Below are 17,156 nucleotides of genomic sequence, written 5' to 3'. Positions count from 1 at the left end.
CACCAACCACCAACACGATCACTCGCATCACTGGTCAGGGGCATAAAAGAACACTAACCAAAACAGTCCACTGTTGAGTTCTCAAAGAACACACCCACACCATCGCCACAACCCCATCATCAGGGCCGCGCACTCCGGGGAGTCATTTCCTCGTTCGCGCTTTTCGCTTCGGTGAAGACTAGCAGGCCATTCTTTCGGTCTCACCGGGGGGGTAGCCCCATCCGATGCCGCCGACATTCGGCTCGCTCTTCTGCCCGGTAGCTTACCAAGCGCTATTTTCAATCAAAGAACAGGGTGGAAAACCGCGTCCGCATCCCCAAGCCGATTGGCTTGATCCTACTTTTCGATCTCCCACTCGGGGCGCCCACTCTACCATCCGCAGACAGGAGCTTGGTTCGCAACCCCGCGTCAGGCCCGGCCCGGTTCTCCCGGCCCGTGTCGCTCTGACTTGGATAAAGTTACACGGTCCGTTTCGCGGGGGTCAAACCGGGGGGTGCTCAAGCGAAACGGGGCGCGAACCCTCAGGTCAGCGCCCCGTTGCAGTGGTCGCGGCAGTCAGCTCAGGACCTTGGCCCCCGCGGTGTGGCGCTTGCCGCGGCGGACGACCAGCCAGCGACCGTGCAGCAGGTCCTCCTGGCCCGGAGTCCAGTCCTCACTCGCGATCTTGACGTTGTTGACGTACGCGCCGCCCTCCTTGATGGTGCGTCGCGCAGCGCCCTTGCCGTTGGCCAGTCCGGTTTCGACGAGCAGGTCGACGATCGTCGGGCCGTCGGCCAGACGCACCTCAGCTTGCGGGACGGCGGCCATGGCGGAGTCCAGTGTCGCCTCGTCGAGTTCGGCGATCTCCCCGCGCCCGAACAGCGCCTGGCTGGCGGCGATCACCTTCCGGGTCTGGTCCTCGCCGTGCACCAGCGTGGTCAGCTCCTCGGCGAGCCGCTTCTGCCCCGCGCGCAGCTGCGGGCGCTCGGCCGTGGTCTTCTCCAGCTCCTCGACCTCTTCGCGGTCGAGGAAGGTGAACAGCCGCAGGTAGTTGGGCACGTCGGCATCGGCGGCGTTCACGAAGTACTGGTACCAGGCGTAGGGCGAGGTCAGCGACGGGTCGAGCCAGACGTTCCCGCCACCCGTGGACTTGCCGAACTTGCGCCCCTCCGAGTCCGTGACCAGCGGCAGCGTCAGCGCGTGCGCCGCCGCGCTCTCCTGCTTCCGGATCAGGTCGACCCCGGCGATGATGTTGCCCCACTGGTCGGACCCGCCGAGCTGCAACGTGGTTCCGTGCTTGCGGTAGAGCTGCACGAAGTCGTTGGCCTGCAGCAGCATGTAGCTGAACTCGGTGTAGGAGATGCCGTCGGTCTCCAGCCTGCGCTTGACCGTCTCGCGCGCGAGCATCGTGTTCACCGAGAAGTGCTTGCCGACGTCGCGCAGGAACGCGGTGACCGACAGGTCAGCGGTCCAGTCGGCGTTGTTGGCCATGACCGCACCGGTCGGTGAGTCGTCGAAGTCGACGAACGTCGACAGCTGGCCGTGGATCTTCCCGGTCCACTCGGCGACCGTGCTCTCGTCGTGCAGGTTGCGCTCGCCGACGTCGCGCGGATCACCGATCAGACCGGTCGCCCCACCCGCCAACACGACGGGCCGGTGGCCGGCCTGCTGGAACCGCCGCAGCGTCAGCATCGGGATCAGGTGGCCGGCGTGCAGGCTCGGCGCGGTCGGGTCAAAACCCGCGTAGAGAGTGAGCGGGCCCGCATCGAGGTCTCGGCGCAGCGCGTCGAGGTCGGTGGATTGCGCGATCAGTCCGCGCCAGGCCAGCTCGTCAAGGATGTGCTCACTCACGCGGTCCAGTTTCGCTCATCCAGGCAAGCAGGTTTACGTCCGGGCTCGTGTCCGGCGTCGCCCGCCACGCCGATAGGCGCTGACGGACTCCGAACCGTCGACCCACGACCGCCACGGCAGGTCCATGGCGGCGGCGACGCCGACGCGGGGACCGCTGCGGATGTCGTCCTCGGCGACCTGCGTGCCGTTGTAGAGGCGGACCGGCGAACCCGGCGAGGTGAGGTCGACGCCGTTGTGCTCGCGGGTGATGCCCAGGACTCCCGCGAGCCGGGCAGGACCGCTGGCCAGCTGGGCATCCTTGCGGGCGGCGGGCTTCCGGTCGCGGGCGAGCTCGCTCCCGGTGGTGATCTCCCCGGCGCGCAGCAGGACCGCGCCGGGGACACCATCTGTCATGCACACCACGTTGATGCAGAAGTGCATCCCGTAGACGAAGTAGACGTAGAGGTGGCCGGCGGGGCCGAACATGACCGAGTTGCGCTCGGTCCGGCCCCGGTAGCAGTGCGACGCCGGATCGTCGGTGCCCCTGTAGGCCTCCACCTCGACCAGGCGCACGCCGACCTCGCCCTCGGGGCTGCTGGACCGCAGTTCGCAGCCCAACAGCCGGCGCGCTACCCACAGCGGGTCGCGGGCCAGCTCGTCGCTCGTCACCAGGTTCACGTTCAGCACCCTACCGGGCGCGCGTTGACGTCGATCACTCCGACAGCCACCCGCGGTGCTCGTCGACGGCCGCCACGACCTGCTCGCGCTGCTCCGCGACCCGGCTCGGTGCGGTGCCACCGTGCGAGTCGCGGGACTCGATGGAGCCCGAGACCGTCAGCACCTCGCGAACTCGCGGGGTCAGCGCGGGGTGGGCTGCGGTCAGTTCGGCGTCGGTGAGCTCGTCCAGGCCGACTCCGCGCGTCTCGGCGGTGCGCACGCACTCCCCCGACGCCTCGTGGGCCACGCGGAACGGGACTCCCTGGCGCACCAGCCACTCCGCGATGTCGGTGGCGAGGGTGAACCCGGCCGGCGCGAGCTCGGCCATCCGCTCGGTGTGGAAGGTCAGCGTGCCGAGCATGCCGCTCATCGCGGGCAGCAGCAGGTCCAGCTGCTCGACGGAGTCGAAGACCGGCTCCTTGTCCTCCTGCAGGTCCCGGTTGTACGCCAGCGGGAGGGCCTTGAGGGTGCTCAGCAGGCCCGAGAGGTTGCCGATGAGCCGACCGGACTTGCCCCGGGCGAGTTCGGCGACGTCGGGGTTCTTCTTCTGCGGCATGATCGAGCTGCCGGTCGCCCAGGCGTCGTCGAGGGTGATGTAGCCGAACTCGGCGGTGTTCCAGATGATCACCTCTTCGGCGATCCGGGAGAGGTTGACCCCGAGCATGGCCAGGCAGAACGCGGCTTCGGCGGCGAAGTCGCGGGAGGCGGTGCCGTCGATGGAGTTGTCGGTGGCGCCGCGGAAGCCCAGGTCGGTGGCGATGGCCTGCGGGTCCAGGCTCAGCGAGGACCCGGCCAGCGCACCTGAGCCGTAGGGCGAGTAGGCGGTGCGGGCGTCCCAGTCGCGGATGCGGGAGACGTCGCGCAGCAGCGCCTGGCAGTGCGCGAGCAGGTGGTGCCCGAGCAGCACCGGCTGGGCGTGCTGCAGGTGGGTGCGTCCGGGCAGCACCGCCTCCGGGTGCGCGGCGGCCTGCCCGGCGAGCGCGTCGACGACGTCGAGGACACCAGCGGCGATGCGCCGGCTGGCGTCGCGCAGCCACATCCGGAACAGGGTGGCGACCTGGTCGTTCCGGGACCGACCGGCGCGCAGCTTGCCGCCGAGGTCGGCGCCGACGCGTTCCAGCAGGCCGCGTTCCAGCGCGGTGTGCACGTCCTCGTCGTCGATGACCGGGGTGAAGGCTCCGGATTCGACGTCGGCGGCGAGCGCGTCGAGCCCGGCGAGCATCGCGTCGAGCTCGTCCTGGGTCAGCAGCCCGGCGCGGTGGAGGACGCGGGCGTGGGCGCGCGATCCGGCGATGTCGTAGGGCGCCAATCGCCAGTCGAAGTGGGTCGACAGGCTCAGCGCGGCCATCGCCTCGGCCGGACCGGAGGCGAACCGGCCGCCCCAGAGCTTGGTGGGCTCACTGCCTTGCTGCGTCACGTTCGGTTCCTCGGTGCTTTCTCGGTTGGCTTCCGGGCAGTCCTCCTCCGAACTGCCCTCGATCAATGTCCTACGTGCCAGGACCAGACTGCCCTACGCCTCATCCTCGACGCGGAGGCCGCCCGCTGCCATGGCGGTGAAGCGCTCGGCGAGCTCGTGCCCGGTCAGCGGCTCGCGGGCGACGATCATGACCGTGTCGTCACCCGCTATCGAGCCCACGACCTCGGTGAGCGCCGCGCGATCGATGGCGCTGGCCAGGAACTGCGCAGCGCCCGGCGGGGTCCGCAGGACGGTGAGGTTGCCCGCGCCATCGGCACCGGCCAGCAACTCGCCGAGCAGACGGCTCAGGCGCGAGGTGCCGCCCTGGACGCCTCGGACCGGGCTGCCGTCCTCCGGGATGACGTAGACCGCCGCCCCGCCGTCCGGGCCGCGCAGCTTGACGGCGCCGAGCTCGTCGAGGTCCCTGGACAGCGTGGCCTGGGTGACCTCGATGCCGGAGTCGCCGAGCAGCTTGGCCAGCTCGGTCTGGCTGCGGATGTCCATCGAGGACACGAGTTCGACGATGCGCGCCTGCCGCGCGACCCGGGTCGTGCTCACGATCGTCGCACCAGCCAGGACAGCAGGGCCTTCTGGGCGTGCAGCCGGTTCTCGGCCTCGTCGAACACCGCGCTGGCGGGTCCGTCGAGCACGTCGTCGGTGATCTCCAGGCCGCGGTGCGCGGGCAGGCAGTGCAGCACGCTCGTGTCGGTCTTGCCGGTGGCGGCCAGCAGCTCGGCGGTGACCTGGTACGGGCGGAACGGGCTCACCCGGTCCTTGCCGTCGTTCTCCTGACCCATCGACGTCCACGCGTCGGTGACCAGCACGTCGGCGCCTTCGACGGACCCCTGCGGGGTGTTGTGCAGCTCGACGGAACCGCCGGTCTCGGCCGCGCGCTTGCGAGCCGCTTCCAGCACCCACTCGACGGGCCGGAAGCCCTCGGGCGCCCCGATCCGCACGTGCATCCCCGCGGTGACGCCTCCGACCAGCAGCGAGTGCGCCATGTTGTTGGCGCCGTCGCCGAGGTAGGTCAGGGTCAGCCCGGCGAGCTCGCCGTGGCGTTCGCGGATGGTCTGCAGGTCGGCGAGCACCTGGCAGGGGTGGAACTCGTCTGTGAGCGCGTTGATCACCGGTCCGCGCGAGACCGTGGCCATGGCGTCGATGCGCGCCTGGGCGAAGGTCCGCCACACGACGGCGTCGACGTATCGGGACAGCACTCGCGAGGTGTCCTCGATGGTCTCCTCGCGACCGAGCTGCATCATCCGCCCGTCCACCACGATCGGCTGCCCGCCGAGCTGGTGAATGCCGACCTCGAAGGAGAGTCGGGTCCGGGTGGAGTTCTTCTCGAAGAGCACCGCGATCGACTTGCCCTTGAGCACGTCGGAGCCGAGCGGATCGGCCTTGAGCTCGTCGGCGAGGTCGAGGACCTCGGCCTGCTCGTCGGGCGTGAGGTCGTCGTCGCGGAGGAAGTGCCGGGACATCAGTTCTCCTTGGCAGCGTTGAGCAGTTCGGGGAGGTCGGTGAGCAGTCGCTGCACCTGCTCACCACGCACGACCAGCGGCGGGCACAGCCGGATGGCGTCCGGCTGGATGGGGTTGATCAGGTATCCGCGTTCCTGCGCGGCGGCCGCGACCTTGGCGGCGACGGGCTCGGTGAGCCCGATGGCGATCAGCAGTCCAGTCCCGCGGATTTCGCGGATCAGCGGGTGGCCGAGCGCCTGCACACCGCTGACGAGGTCCTTGCCGACCTGTTCGACGTGGTCGAGCAGCCCTTCGGAGGCGATGGTGTCGAGCACTGCCAGAGCCGCCGCGCAAACGATCGGGTTACCGCCGAACGTAGTGCCGTGCTGGCCGGGGTGCAGCAGGTCGGCGGCGCTTCCGATGCCGAGGCAGGCGCCGATCGGCAGACCGCCCCCGAGGCCCTTGGCCAGCGTGATCACATCGGGTGTGACGCCTTCGCGCTGGAAGGCGAACCACGAGCCGGTGCGGCCGATACCGGTCTGCACCTCGTCGAGGACCAGCAGCGCGCCGTTGCGGGAGGCGATCTCGCGGGCGGCGCGCAGGTATCCCTCGGGCGGGACGACGACGCCGTTCTCCCCCTGGATCGGCTCCAGGAACACCGCGGCCGTGCTGTCGTCCACTTCGGACTCCAGCGCTGCGACGTCGCCGTAGGGCACGTGCACGACACCGGCCGGCATCGGCGCGAACGGCTCCTGCTTGGCGGGCTGCCCGGTCAGCGCGAGCGCCCCCATGGTGCGGCCGTGGAAGCCGCCCCGGGTGGCGACGATCTTGGGACGTCCGGTGAGCCGGGCGATCTTGAACGCCGCCTCGTTGGCCTCCGCACCGGAGTTGCAGAACAGCACGCGCCCCTGTCCGGCCACCCCGGCGAGCTCCAGCAGCCGCTCGGCCAACGTCAGGCCGAGCTCGTGCACGTAGAGGTTGGAGACGTGGCCCAGCTTGGCGACCTGCTCGGACACCGCCTGAACGATCGCGGGGTGGGCGTGGCCGAGGGCGTTGACGGCGATCCCGCTGACGAAGTCCAGGTAGGTCTTGCCGTCGGCGTCGGTCAGCTCGGCACCGGAACCGCTGACGAAGGTCAACTTCGGGGTGCCGTAGTTGTCCATCATGGACGCCTGCCAGCGCTGCATCCCGGTCGCGTTGGTGGTCATGCGTCCTCCGTGTTCTTGCGGGGCACCCGCACCCGGTCGGCCGACATGAGCGTGAGAAGCGGAATCGTCACTCATGCGTCCTCCGATTCGACGGGGAACACCATGGTTCCCACTCCGGCACTGGTGAAGACTTCGAGCAGGACGGAATGCGCCAACCGCCCGTCGATGACGTGCGCGCGCGGCACTCCCCCGCGCACGGCGCGCAGGCAGGCTTCCATCTTCGGAACCATCCCGGAGGCGAGGTTCGGCAACAGCTCCGCGAGCTGGTCCACGTCGAGCCTGCTGACCAGCGACGACTTGTCCGGCCAGTTGGTGTGGAGACCTTCGACGTCGGTGAGCACCACGAGCTTCTCGGCTCCCAGCGCGACCGCCAGCGCACCGGCGGCGGTGTCGGCGTTGACGTTGTGCACCACGCCGTCGGCATCGGGTGCCACGGTCGACACCACCGGGATGCGGCCGGCGTTGATCAGGTCCAGCACGGCGTCGGGGTTGACGTCGACGACGTCGCCGACCAGCCCGACATCGACCGCCTCACCGTCGACGGTGGCGGTGCGACGGGCGGCGGTGAACAGCCGCGCGTCCTCTCCGGACATGCCGACCGCGTAGGGCCCGTGCTGGTTGATCAGGCCGACGAGCTCGCGCCCGACCTGCCCGAACAGCACCATGCGGACGACGTCCATCGTCTCCGGCGAGGTCACGCGCAACCCGCCGCGGAACTCGCCCTCCATGCCGAGCCGGTCGAGCATCGAGGTGATCTGCGGACCGCCGCCGTGCACCACGACCGGGCGCAGGCCCGCGAGGCGCAGGAACACCATGTCCTGCGCGAACGCGGCCTTGAGCTCCTCGTCGATCATGGCGTTGCCGCCGTACTTGATCACCACGGTGGCGCCGTTGAAGCGCTGCAACCACGGGAGGGCCTCGACGAGGACGTTGGCCTTCTCGGCCGCGGTGGCCAGCCGATCGCTGGTTTCACTGGTCATGAGGAGTACGCGCTGTTCTCTTCGACGTAGTCGTGGGAGAGGTCGGTGGACAGGATCGTGGCGGCGTGCTCGCCGAGGTGCAGATCGATGACGATCTCGATCTGCCGCCCGGACAGGTCGGCCTCGCTGCGGTCGCGTGCGGTGGCGCCGTCGGCGTAGAGCGTGACCCCGTTGGTGGCGATCTCGACCTCGTCCACGTCGATCTCGGCCTGCGCGCGGCCCAGCGCCATCGCGATGCGGCCCCAGTTCGGGTCGGAACCGAACATCGCGGTCTTGACCAGGTTGTCCTCGGCGACGATCCGGCCGATGGTTACCGCGTCGCTCTCGCTCACAGCACCGCGCACGGTGATGTCGATGGTCTTGGTGGCGCCTTCGGCGTCGTCCTGCAGCTGGCGCACCAGGTCCTGGCAGGCGGTGGTGAGCAGTGCGCTGAACTCCTCCTGGGAGGCTTCGACGCCTGACGCACCGGAGGCCATCACGAGCACGGTGTCGTTGGTGGAGGTGCCGCCGTCGACGTCGAGCCGGTCGAAGGTGACCCGGGTCGCCGCTCGCAGCGCTTCGTCGAGGTCGGCTCCGCTGATCATCACGTCCGTGGTGATGACGGCGAGCATGGTGGCCATGTTCGGTGCGAGCATGCCCGCGCCCTTGGCGAATCCACCGATGGACCAGCCGTTCTCGTGCGCGCGGTGCGCCTGCTTGGCCTTGCTGTCAGTGGTCAGCACGGCGGTCGCGGCGTCCAGGCCGGACTGCTCACCTGCTTCGAGGGCCTTGGCGGCGGTGTCGACACCGGGAAGCAGCGCGTCCATCGGCAGCCGCTCACCGATCAGGCCGGTCGAGCAGACCGCGACCTCGATCGCTCCGGCGCCGAGGACGTCGGCGACCTTCTCCGCGGTGGCGTGGGTGTCCTGGAAGCCGCCCGGCCCGGTGCAGGCGTTGGCGCAACCGGAGTTGAGCACGATCGCGCGCAGCTTGCGCTCCTGCAGCACCTGCTGCGACCACAGCACCGGCGCGGCTTTGACCTTGTTCGTGGTGAACACGCCTGCCGCCGACTGCTGCGGACCGTCGTTGACCACGAGTGCGAGATCGCGCGCGCCCGCTGCCTTGATGCCTGCGGCGACCCCCGCCGCCCGGAAACCGGCGGGACCGGTCACGCTCATTCCTTCTCCTCGGTTCTGGTGGCGGGACTCACGGCGCGAGGCCGGCGGTGGGCAGTCCGGTGGTCTCGGGAAGGCCGAGGGCGAGGTTCATGCACTGCACGGCGCCGCCCGCGGTGCCCTTGGTGAGGTTGTCCCCGGCCCCGACCATGATCAACCGACCGGCGTCGGGATCGACGGTGACCTGCAGGTGCACTGTGTTGGCACCGAGCGTCGCCGAGGTCTGCGGCCAGGTCCCCTCGGCCACGACGTGGACGAACGGCTCGTCGCCGTAGGCGTCGAGGTAGACCTTGCGGGCGGCCGCGGTTCCGACGCCACCGCGCAGCGGTGCCGAGCAGGTGGCGAGGATGCCGCGCGCCATCGGGGCCAGCACGGGCGTGAAGGTGACCTTGGCCTTCTCCCCCGCCGCGCCGCTGAGGTTCTGGATCATCTCCGGGGTGTGCCGGTGGGCGCCGCCGACGCCGTAGACGCTGGCCGAGCCCATGACCTCGGCCGAGAGCAGGTGCGGCTTGAGCGCCCGGCCCGCGCCGGAGGTGCCGGTGACCGCGGTGACCACGACGTCGGGTTCGACGATGCCCGCGGCCAGGGCGGGCACGACGGCCAGAGACGAGACGGTCGGGAAGCAGCCGGCGACGGCGACGCGCTTGCTGCCGCGCAGCCGATCGCGCGCACCCGGGAGTTCGGGCACGCCGTAGGGCCAGGTGCCGGGGTGGTCGCCGCCGTACCAGCGGGTCCAGTCCTCGGCGTCGTTGAGGCGGTGGTCGGCACCGCAGTCGACGACCACGACGTCCTCGCCGAGCTCGGCGGCGATCGCCGCGGAGTGGCCGTGGGGCAGGGCGAGGAACACGACGTCGTGGCCGCGCAGCTGCTCGGCGGTGGTTTCGGTGAGCTCGCGGTCGGCCAGGGGCAGCAGGTTGGGGTGGTGCTGACCGAGCTTGCTCCCAGCATTGCCTCCCGCCGTCAGCGCGCCGATCTCGACCTCGGGGTGCGCCAGGAGCAGGCGGAGCAGTTCTCCGCCCGCGTAGCCACTGGCACCCGCTACAGCAACCCTCACCGTCATGCGGATGATTATGCACTGCTATGCAAAATCAATCAAACAACAATCCGGGCCGAGCTCAGTTTCCCACGTCACGCCTGCCCCTCATCGGTGATGTCGTGAGGAAGCTCGCCCGATGCGCGCCCCCGTTCGCCCGGAAGTGCATGTCGGGTGCTGGTGGCAGCATCATCTGGATGGGCGAGGTACCGGGGTTTCACGAGGCGGTGTTGGAGCTGCTCGAGGAGCGCGCCGTGACGCGGGACGCTCCTGCGATGCAGCGGTACATGAAGTCGGAGATGCCCTTCCTCGGCGTACGCAAGCCCTCGCGCGTCGGGATCGTCGACGAGCTCTGCAGACGCTTCCCGTTCCCCGAGCAGGAAGACCTCGTCGACACCACCCGAGCCCTCTGGCGCAACGCCACCTACCGCGAGGAGCGGTACGTCGCGCTGTCGGTCACCGGACATCGGGCGCAGCGCGCTTCGCGGACACCCGGGATGCTCGGGCTCTACGAGGAGTTCGTGGTCACCGGAGCGTGGTGGGACTTCGTCGACGAGACGGCGAGCCGCCGGATCGGGCCGCTGCTGCTGAGCCACCCGGACGTCGTGCGCCCGCTGCTGCTGCGCTGGTCCACCGACGAGGACCGCTGGCGCCGCCGCACGGCGATCATCGCCCAGCTCCGCGCCAAGGAGCGCACCGACGTCGAGCTGCTGAGGCGGAGCATGGAGTCGAACCTCGCCGATCAGGACTTCTTCCTCCGCAAGGCGATCGGCTGGGCGCTGCGGGAGCACGCGAAGACCGCCCCCGGCTGGGTCCGCGAGTTCGTCGAGGACCACGACCTCTCCCCGCTCTCCCGACGCGAAGCCCTCCGCAACATCGACCGCTGACCGATCGCGATCATCCGAGCCCGCCAACGCCGCGGAATCACCCCGAACGGCGACGTTTTCGGCTCTCGCGTTGACGCCGGGTAACTCCCGGGTCATCGAAGTTTCACAGCGCTTGCACAAGGTCACACGACGTGGACCCCCCTGTGGATTCGGCCGGTCCGGGAGGGCATCATCAAGTTCGATGACGATGATCCCGCCGCACCCGAACCTGGGGGCCTGCCACGGCCCGGCGCCGATCACGACGTCGTCCTGGGTCGGGCGGCAGGTGCTGTTACGTCGCGTCGCCGCTGCGGACAGACGCATCCTGGCCGGTTTCGACCAGGACCCCACGCGCGCTCCGCACGTTCAGACCGACGGCTACCGGCACTGGGCCGCGCACCGCGCGAACCACCCGGATTCGCCCGACGACTTCCAGCTCGCCATCGAAACCCGCCGGGACCAGGTGCTCGTCGGCTCGATGTGCACCAGCCAGGCCGACGAACCGGGCGTGTTCAGCTACGGCGTCGGCATCGGTCCGATGCACCGGCGCCACGGCTACGCCGACGACGCGATCATCACGCTGCTCGCAGTCATGTTCGGTCGCCGCAAGTTCCGCAAGTGCCAGGTCGGCATCTACCAGGAGAACGTCGCCTCGCTCGCGCTGCACAACAAGCTCGGCTTCCGCGAGGAAGGCCGCAGCAGCGAACCGGACTCCCTCTCCGACGGGATGCTCCACCTCGTCATCATGGGCCTCACCGCCGAAGCCTTCACCACCAAGCACCTCCCCCGCAGCAACTGACTCACTCCCCGAATACCGGCGGAGCGATGCGGAAGTCGTCGTCGCCCCACGTGGCGTCGCCGTCCACCAGGTAGTGGGGTTCGCTCCCGTCGTCGCGGACTTGTCCGGCATCGGCTTGCCCCGAACCGCCACCAGGCTCGTCACGTCGGGCGGTGAAGGTGATGCCGCCTTCGATGTCGCTCGCCTGGACCAGGCTGGTCGAACCCGGTCCGACCGTCTGGCTCACCGACGCGGGTGCCAGCATCACCGCGAGGTCGAGGATCCTCGTCCGGAGGGCTTCCGGCGCCGGATCGCTCACCCAGATCCGCTCCAGGTTCCGCATGTGCTCCAAGATCGCGCCATTGGCCGAGTCCCGACCCGCTTGCTCGAGCACGTCGAGCCACCGCCGGACCTGCGCGCTACCTGCGGTGCACGCCTCGGCTCCCGCTCTCATCACCAGGTGCAAGGTTTGGCGCGAGGAAGCGCACAGCCGGTGGTACAGCTCCTCGAACAGCAGCCGGCGCCACTCCTCGTCAGACCAACCGTCCTGGCCGGTCCACCCGAGCGCACGTCGGCGGTCTCGGTAGTGCACGTACAGCCGGTCGTGCAGGAACACGAACCGGCCCGGCGCCCGTCCTCGACCGTGGCGGACCATCGGTGCTCGCACGACGTCGTGGTAGCTCAGCCGGCCTCGTCCCTCTCTCACGAAGGCGAGTTCGCGCAGCCAGTCGAACAACTCCGCTGCGCGCTCCCCCACCAGGACTTCCAGGACGTCCTCGTCCAGCACTCTCGGCAAGGCCGCGAGCAGGACATCGGTACGACGCGCCGGGTCCTGCTCCCACCGCAAGAAGCGCTCCACTGCCAGGCCGCTGGGATCCCGCACTTCACCGTTCCCATCGGCGAGCGCGGCGACCAGCAGCGGCAGCCGTCCCGAGAGCTCCAAGACCAACTCCGCCACGCCCTCGTCCGCGACTCCCTTTCGCCGCAGCAGAGCACGCGCCTCCTCCGCGGTGAAGGGATCCAGTCGCCAGTTCACGCTGATTCCCGAGTACTCGCCCCATCTGTTCACGTCCAACGGATGCTGACCAGCGATGCAGAGCAGCAACGTCGTCGGCAACTCGCCGAAATGCCCTTCCAGAAGCCGCAGCAACCACGGTTCCACCAGTTCAGACGTGCGCTCAAAGTTGTCAAACAGCAGCACGACCTGACGGTGCTGGGCGAGCCGTCGCAAGTCGTCGACGAACAACGGGGCCAGCTCACCGACCGGCGAGAGCAGCAGTTCCACGTCGGCGTAGTCGCGGAACTTCCCGGCGAAGAACGACCGCGCCTCGTCCAACCACGCCTTGGCTTCTTCCGGAGTCACCGCATCTGCGAGCACGCCCAGCCCCGCGACAGAGCGAGCAGCGCTGAACGCGACGCGGAAGGCTCCAGTAGTGAGCAGTTCGCGCGCGGCCGACGGCGACTTCGGATCGGCCAGCACCTCGTCGCGCCTCTGCCTGTACTCGGTGAAGCGCTGCGTGAAGCCGCGGGTTTCACCGCCCTGGCCAGCGAGCTGCTGGGAGATCGCGGCCATCAACGCGACGAGATCGGGCTCGTGCTCGTCAGTGACCGCGACCAGCGCACCGTCCAGCAGAGCTATTCCGCGCAGCTGCCGCAGGAGGTAGGTCTTCCCGATCCCGGCTTGACCGTGCAACGCGAAGATGAACTTGCGCGCCGGATCCGTGGCTTCGAGGTTCAAATTGGCGCGGAAACCGTCGCGCTGCCGCCGTCTTCCGATGAAGTCATCGCTTTGCCGGGACCTGATGATCTCTTGCAGGCTCCGAGCCCCTCCGACGTCGGCCACTCACCCATCGTGGCAGCTCGCCGCCCGTCCGGAGGCGGCTTCGATCACTTCGCGGGCGCGCAACGCAGCACGGCCCCGCCCGGATGTCCGGGCGGGGCCGTGCTGGCGAGATCTCAGGCGCGGAGGGTGGCTCCGAGGCGGTCTGCTGCGGCCCTGACCGCTGCGTCCCGGGCCTCGGTGGCTTCCTCCTGCTTGAGGGTGCGGTCGGGGGCTCGGAAGCGCAGGGCCAGGGCCAGCGACTTCTTGCCCTCGTCGAGCTGCTCGCCGGTGTAGACGTCGAAGAGGCGGACGTCCTCCAGCAGCTCGCCGCCGCCGGCGCGGACCGCCTCGACCACGTCGGAGGACGCCGTCGACGAGTCGACGACCAGCGCCACGTCCATCAGCACCGGCGGGTAGGCCGAGATGGCCGGGGCCGCGCGGCGCTCGACGAGCGGCAGCGCGTCGAGGTCGAGCTCCATAGCGCTGGTGCGCTTGGGCAGGCCCAGGGTCTCGACGACCTTCGGGTGCAGCTCACCGGCGTGTCCCACGACCGTCTCGCCGACCAGCAGCTCGGCGCAGCGGCCCGGGTGCCACGGGGCGTACTCGGCGTTGCGGACCGTCAGCTCGACACCGGCGGCCGAAGCCACCACGCGAGCCGCCTGGATCGCGTCCGCCCAGTTGGCGGCGCGGCCCTTGCCCCACCAGCCGGCCTGCTCGCGCTGACCGGCCAGCACCGTCGCGACCCGCGTGGGCTGCGCGGGCAGGGCCGCCAGCAGCCCGGCGATCTGCTCGTCGGTGGGACGGGCGTCGACACCGACCTCCGGCACCGCGGGCTGGTCCGCCGACGGCTGGCTGATCTGTCCGATGTGGAACAGCGCGACGTCGCGGTGACCTCGGGCGACGTTGCGCTGCAAGGTGTCCAGCAGGCCCGTCAGCAGTGTCGTGGTCAGCTGCGACTTGTCGCTCTCCAGCGCGTTGAGCACGCTCACCGTGCGCCGACGCTCGTCGTCCTCGGCGAGGCCGAAGGCGTCGAGCATCTCGTTGCCGGTGAACGGGAAGGGCAGCACCTCGATGTGGCCGGCACCGGCCAGGGCTCGCGACACCGCGCGCTTGCGGCGCTGCGCCGCCGACAGGCCGCGACCGGGCGGCGCGGAGGGCAGCACCGACGGGATCGTGTGGTAGCCCTCCAGCCGCAGCACCTCCTCGACCAGGTCGAACGGCTGCGTCAGGTCCGGTCGCCAGGACGGCGGCGTCGCGGTGATCAGCCCGACGCCCTCGTCGGAGGTGCTCAGGTCGATCTTGCAGCCGATCTGGGTCAGCCGACGCGCGGTCACACCGCGCTCGTAGAGGACACCGGCGACCTTGTCCGGCAGCGCCAGCGGCATCGTCACCGCAGCCGGGGCCTTCGGCTCACCCACGTCGGTGCGGCCCGGCGCGATCATGCCGTCGCCGTAGCGGACCAGCAGCTGCGCGGCGAGCTCTGCGGCCACCGGCGCCACCGCCGGGTCCACCGTGCGCTCGAAGCGCTTGCCCGCCTCGCTCGGCAGCTTGTGGCGGCGGATGCTGCGGGCGATGTTCGCCGGGTCCCAGTTCGCCGCCTCGATCAGCACGTCGTGCGTGCCGTCACCGATCTCGGTGCTCTCGCCACCCATGACACCGGCCAGCGACACCACACCGGAGTCGTCGGCGATCACGATGTCGTCGGCGTCGAGCGCGCGGACCTGACCGTCCAGAGTGGTCAGCTTCTCGCCGCTCTCGGCGTGGCGGACCACCAGGTCACCGGTCACCTTGGTGGTGTCGAAGGCGTGCAGCGGCTGACCCAGCTCCAGCATCACGTAGTTGGTGACGTCCACCGACAACGAGATCGAGCGGATTCCCGCCAGCGCGAGGCGGCGGCGCATCCACCACGGGCTCGGCGCCGTCGGGTCCACACCGGTGACCCGGCGCAGGACGAACCGCGAGCACGCCTGCGCGTCCCGCAGCTCCACGCCGCGCGAGGGCTTGTCGTCCTCCGGGACCGGGCGGGTGCCCGGGTCGCCGAACGGCACGTCCAGCGCGTTGGACAGCTCGCGGGCCAACCCGCGCACCGAGAAGCAGTAGCCGCGGTCGGGCGTGATGGCCAGCTCGATGATCGAGTCGTCGAGACCGACGAGCTGCACCGCGTCGTCACCGGGGTCGGCCGAACCGGGCGGCAGCACCAGGATGCCGTCGTGGTCCTCGCCGAGGCCCAGCTCCTTGGCGGAGCAGATCATGCCCTCGCTGAGCTTGCCGTAGGTCTTGCGGGAGCTGATCTCGAAGTCACCGGGCAGCACCGTGCCGGGCAGCGCGACGACGACCAGGTCGCCCTCGGAGAAGTTGCGGGCACCGCAGATGATGTTCTGCAGCTTCTGCTCGCCACTCGCTTCGTCGACGCCGATCTCGACCTTGCAGTACCGGATCGGCTTCTTGAACTCGGTGAGTTCTTCGATCTCGGCGACTCGGCCGGCCACGAGCGGGCCGCGCACCTGCGTCAGGTGCTCGACCTCCTCGACCTCCAACCCGATCCGGATGAACGCCTCTGCCAGCGTCTCCGCGGTCGTCTCCTCGGGCAGCTCAAGGTGCTCGGCCAGCCAGGAAACCGGAATCCGCACTTGGTCAGGCCCTTCTCTCGTTCAGGTAAGTGATGTCGGGGGCGGTCGTGATGGGTGGCTAGATGCCGAATGGCTCTGTGAAGCGGACGTCGCCTTCGACCATGTCGCGCATGTCGGGGATGCCGTTGCGGAACATCAGGGTCCGCTCGATCCCCATGCCGAAGGCGAAGCCGGTGTAGACCTCGGGGTCCACACCGCAGGCGCGCAGCACGTTGGGGTTGACCATGCCGCAGCCACCCCACTCGACCCAGCCTGCGCCGCCCTTCTTCTCCGGGAACCAGATGTCCATCTCGGCCGACGGCTCGGTGAACGGGAAGTACGACGGCCGCAACCGGGTCGTGGACTCCGGGCCGAACATGGAGCGCGCGAAGGCGTCCAGGGTGCCCTTCAGGTGCGCCATCGTCAGGCCCTTGTCCACCGCCAGGCCCTCGACCTGGCTGAACACCGGGGTGTGGGTGGCGTCGAGCTCATCGGTGCGGAAGGTGCGCCCCGGGCAGACCACGTACACCGGCAGCTCGCGGTCGAGCAGCGCCCGGACCTGCGACGGCGAGGTGTGCGTGCGCAGCACCAGGCCGGAGTCCTCCGGCGCGATGTAGAAGGTGTCCTGCATGGTCCGCGCCGGGTGGTCCTTGCCGAAGTTCAACGCGTCGAAGTTGAACCACTCGGCCTCCAGCTCGGGGCCTTCGGCGACCTCCCAGCCCATGGCCACGAAGGTGTCCTCGATCTGCTCGGCGAGCTGCGTGATCGGGTGCCGGGCGCCGGTGGGCACGCGGTCCCACGGCAGCGTCACGTCGACGGACTCCTCGCGGAGCACTCGCTCGTCGCGCTCGGCCTCCAGCGCGGCGCGGCGCTCGTCGAAGGCGCCCTGGATGGACTCGCGGGCCTGGTTGACGCGCTTGCCCGCCTCGGAACGCGCCTTGGGGGGCAGCGCTCCGATCTCGCGGCGCGCGGTCAGCAGCGGCGAGCGGTCACCGAGGTGAGCGGGCTTGACCGACGCCAGCTCGTCCAGATCGGCGGCGGCTGCGAAGGCCGTCTTGGCCTCGTCGACCGCGGCGTCCAGCGTCTCCGGCGACAGCGCGGCGACCTCTTTCGGGTCGTACGAGTCGTTGGCTCCAGACATCGTTAGTGCGTGACTCCCGTTGATCCCACAGGCATCATCGCCCAGGTCCCTGTTCTGCCAGGTGGCTGGGCTTGCGAACCTGCTGAGGTTGCATACGACTCTTCGGTGCGAAGCCGCAAGCTGACA

The 17,156-nt window shown here is 69.7% G+C and carries 14 protein-coding genes; 2 read left to right on the top strand and 12 right to left on the bottom strand.

Annotation, left to right across the window (positions count from 1 at the left end; genetic code table 11):
• Positions 1 to 555 precede the first annotated feature (555 nt).
• The 9 genes from tyrS to argC form a co-directional block, all read right to left on the bottom strand.
• Entirely contained in the window at positions 556 to 1,830 is a 1,275-nt protein-coding gene (gene tyrS, locus E1161_RS18825; protein WP_132625073.1) for a tyrosine--tRNA ligase, read from the bottom strand.
• Positions 1,831 to 1,863: 33 nt separating this feature from the next.
• Positions 1,864 to 2,478: a DNA-3-methyladenine glycosylase gene (locus E1161_RS18820; protein ID WP_408011998.1), complete on the bottom strand. Its 615-nt coding sequence runs from the start codon at positions 2,476 to 2,478 to the stop codon at positions 1,864 to 1,866.
• A gap of 43 nt (positions 2,479 to 2,521) precedes the next feature.
• Complete coding sequence (gene argH / locus E1161_RS18815) at positions 2,522 to 3,943, bottom strand: argininosuccinate lyase (protein WP_268951409.1); 1,422 nt, start codon at positions 3,941 to 3,943, stop codon at positions 2,522 to 2,524.
• Between the two features lie 93 nt (positions 3,944 to 4,036).
• Positions 4,037 to 4,540 (bottom strand): arginine repressor, encoded by a 504-nt coding sequence (locus E1161_RS18810; protein ID WP_132625069.1) that lies wholly within the window; start codon positions 4,538 to 4,540, stop codon positions 4,037 to 4,039.
• Positions 4,537 to 5,460 (bottom strand): ornithine carbamoyltransferase, encoded by a 924-nt coding sequence (argF, locus tag E1161_RS18805; RefSeq protein WP_132625067.1) that lies wholly within the window; start codon positions 5,458 to 5,460, stop codon positions 4,537 to 4,539. Before argF ends, E1161_RS18810 begins: the two co-directional genes overlap by 4 nt.
• Positions 5,460 to 6,647, bottom strand: coding sequence for an acetylornithine transaminase (locus E1161_RS18800; RefSeq protein WP_132625065.1), 1,188 nt, complete (start codon positions 6,645 to 6,647; stop codon positions 5,460 to 5,462). Before E1161_RS18800 ends, argF begins: the two co-directional genes overlap by 1 nt.
• A gap of 71 nt (positions 6,648 to 6,718) precedes the next feature.
• Positions 6,719 to 7,627 carry an acetylglutamate kinase gene (gene argB, locus E1161_RS18795; RefSeq protein ID WP_132625063.1) on the bottom strand — a complete coding sequence of 303 codons (909 nt, stop codon included), beginning with the start codon at positions 7,625 to 7,627 and terminating at the stop codon, positions 6,719 to 6,721.
• The gene (gene argJ / locus E1161_RS18790; protein ID WP_132625061.1) at positions 7,624 to 8,784 is read right to left on the bottom strand and encodes a bifunctional glutamate N-acetyltransferase/amino-acid acetyltransferase ArgJ; all 1,161 of its coding nucleotides are present in this window, start codon (positions 8,782 to 8,784) and stop codon (positions 7,624 to 7,626) included. The genes argB and argJ overlap by 4 nt, the downstream gene beginning before the upstream one ends.
• 28 nt (positions 8,785 to 8,812) lie before the next feature.
• Positions 8,813 to 9,841 carry an N-acetyl-gamma-glutamyl-phosphate reductase gene (argC, locus tag E1161_RS18785; protein ID WP_132625060.1) on the bottom strand — a complete coding sequence of 343 codons (1,029 nt, stop codon included), beginning with the start codon at positions 9,839 to 9,841 and terminating at the stop codon, positions 8,813 to 8,815.
• A 170-nt stretch (positions 9,842 to 10,011) separates the two neighbouring features.
• Between argC and E1161_RS18780 the strand changes: the two genes are divergently transcribed.
• Positions 10,012 to 10,701 (top strand): DNA alkylation repair protein, encoded by a 690-nt coding sequence (locus E1161_RS18780; protein ID WP_132625059.1) that lies wholly within the window; start codon positions 10,012 to 10,014, stop codon positions 10,699 to 10,701.
• 181 nt (positions 10,702 to 10,882) lie between these two features.
• On the top strand, positions 10,883 to 11,479 hold the full coding sequence (locus E1161_RS18775; RefSeq protein WP_235875143.1) for a GNAT family N-acetyltransferase: 597 nt from the start codon (positions 10,883 to 10,885) through the stop codon (positions 11,477 to 11,479).
• Position 11,480: 1 nt separating this feature from the next.
• Here the strand turns inward: E1161_RS18775 and E1161_RS18770 are convergent, their stop codons facing one another.
• From E1161_RS18770 to pheS, 3 genes are all read right to left on the bottom strand, one after another.
• Positions 11,481 to 13,301: an ATP-binding protein gene (locus tag E1161_RS18770; RefSeq protein ID WP_132625058.1), complete on the bottom strand. Its 1,821-nt coding sequence runs from the start codon at positions 13,299 to 13,301 to the stop codon at positions 11,481 to 11,483.
• 113 nt (positions 13,302 to 13,414) lie between these two features.
• The gene (gene pheT, locus E1161_RS18765; RefSeq protein WP_132625057.1) at positions 13,415 to 15,910 is read right to left on the bottom strand and encodes a phenylalanine--tRNA ligase subunit beta; all 2,496 of its coding nucleotides are present in this window, start codon (positions 15,908 to 15,910) and stop codon (positions 13,415 to 13,417) included.
• Positions 15,911 to 15,968: 58 nt separating this feature from the next.
• Positions 15,969 to 17,030, bottom strand: coding sequence for a phenylalanine--tRNA ligase subunit alpha (pheS, locus tag E1161_RS18760; RefSeq protein WP_132625056.1), 1,062 nt, complete (start codon positions 17,028 to 17,030; stop codon positions 15,969 to 15,971).
• Positions 17,031 to 17,156 lie beyond the last annotated feature (126 nt).

It is taken from the genome of Saccharopolyspora aridisoli (assembly GCF_004348445.1).
GTDB classification, from domain to species: domain Bacteria; phylum Actinomycetota; class Actinomycetes; order Mycobacteriales; family Pseudonocardiaceae; genus Saccharopolyspora; species Saccharopolyspora aridisoli.
The sequence above is the reverse complement of the archived record's forward strand: the minus strand, read 5'-3'. Positions and strand labels throughout refer to the sequence as shown.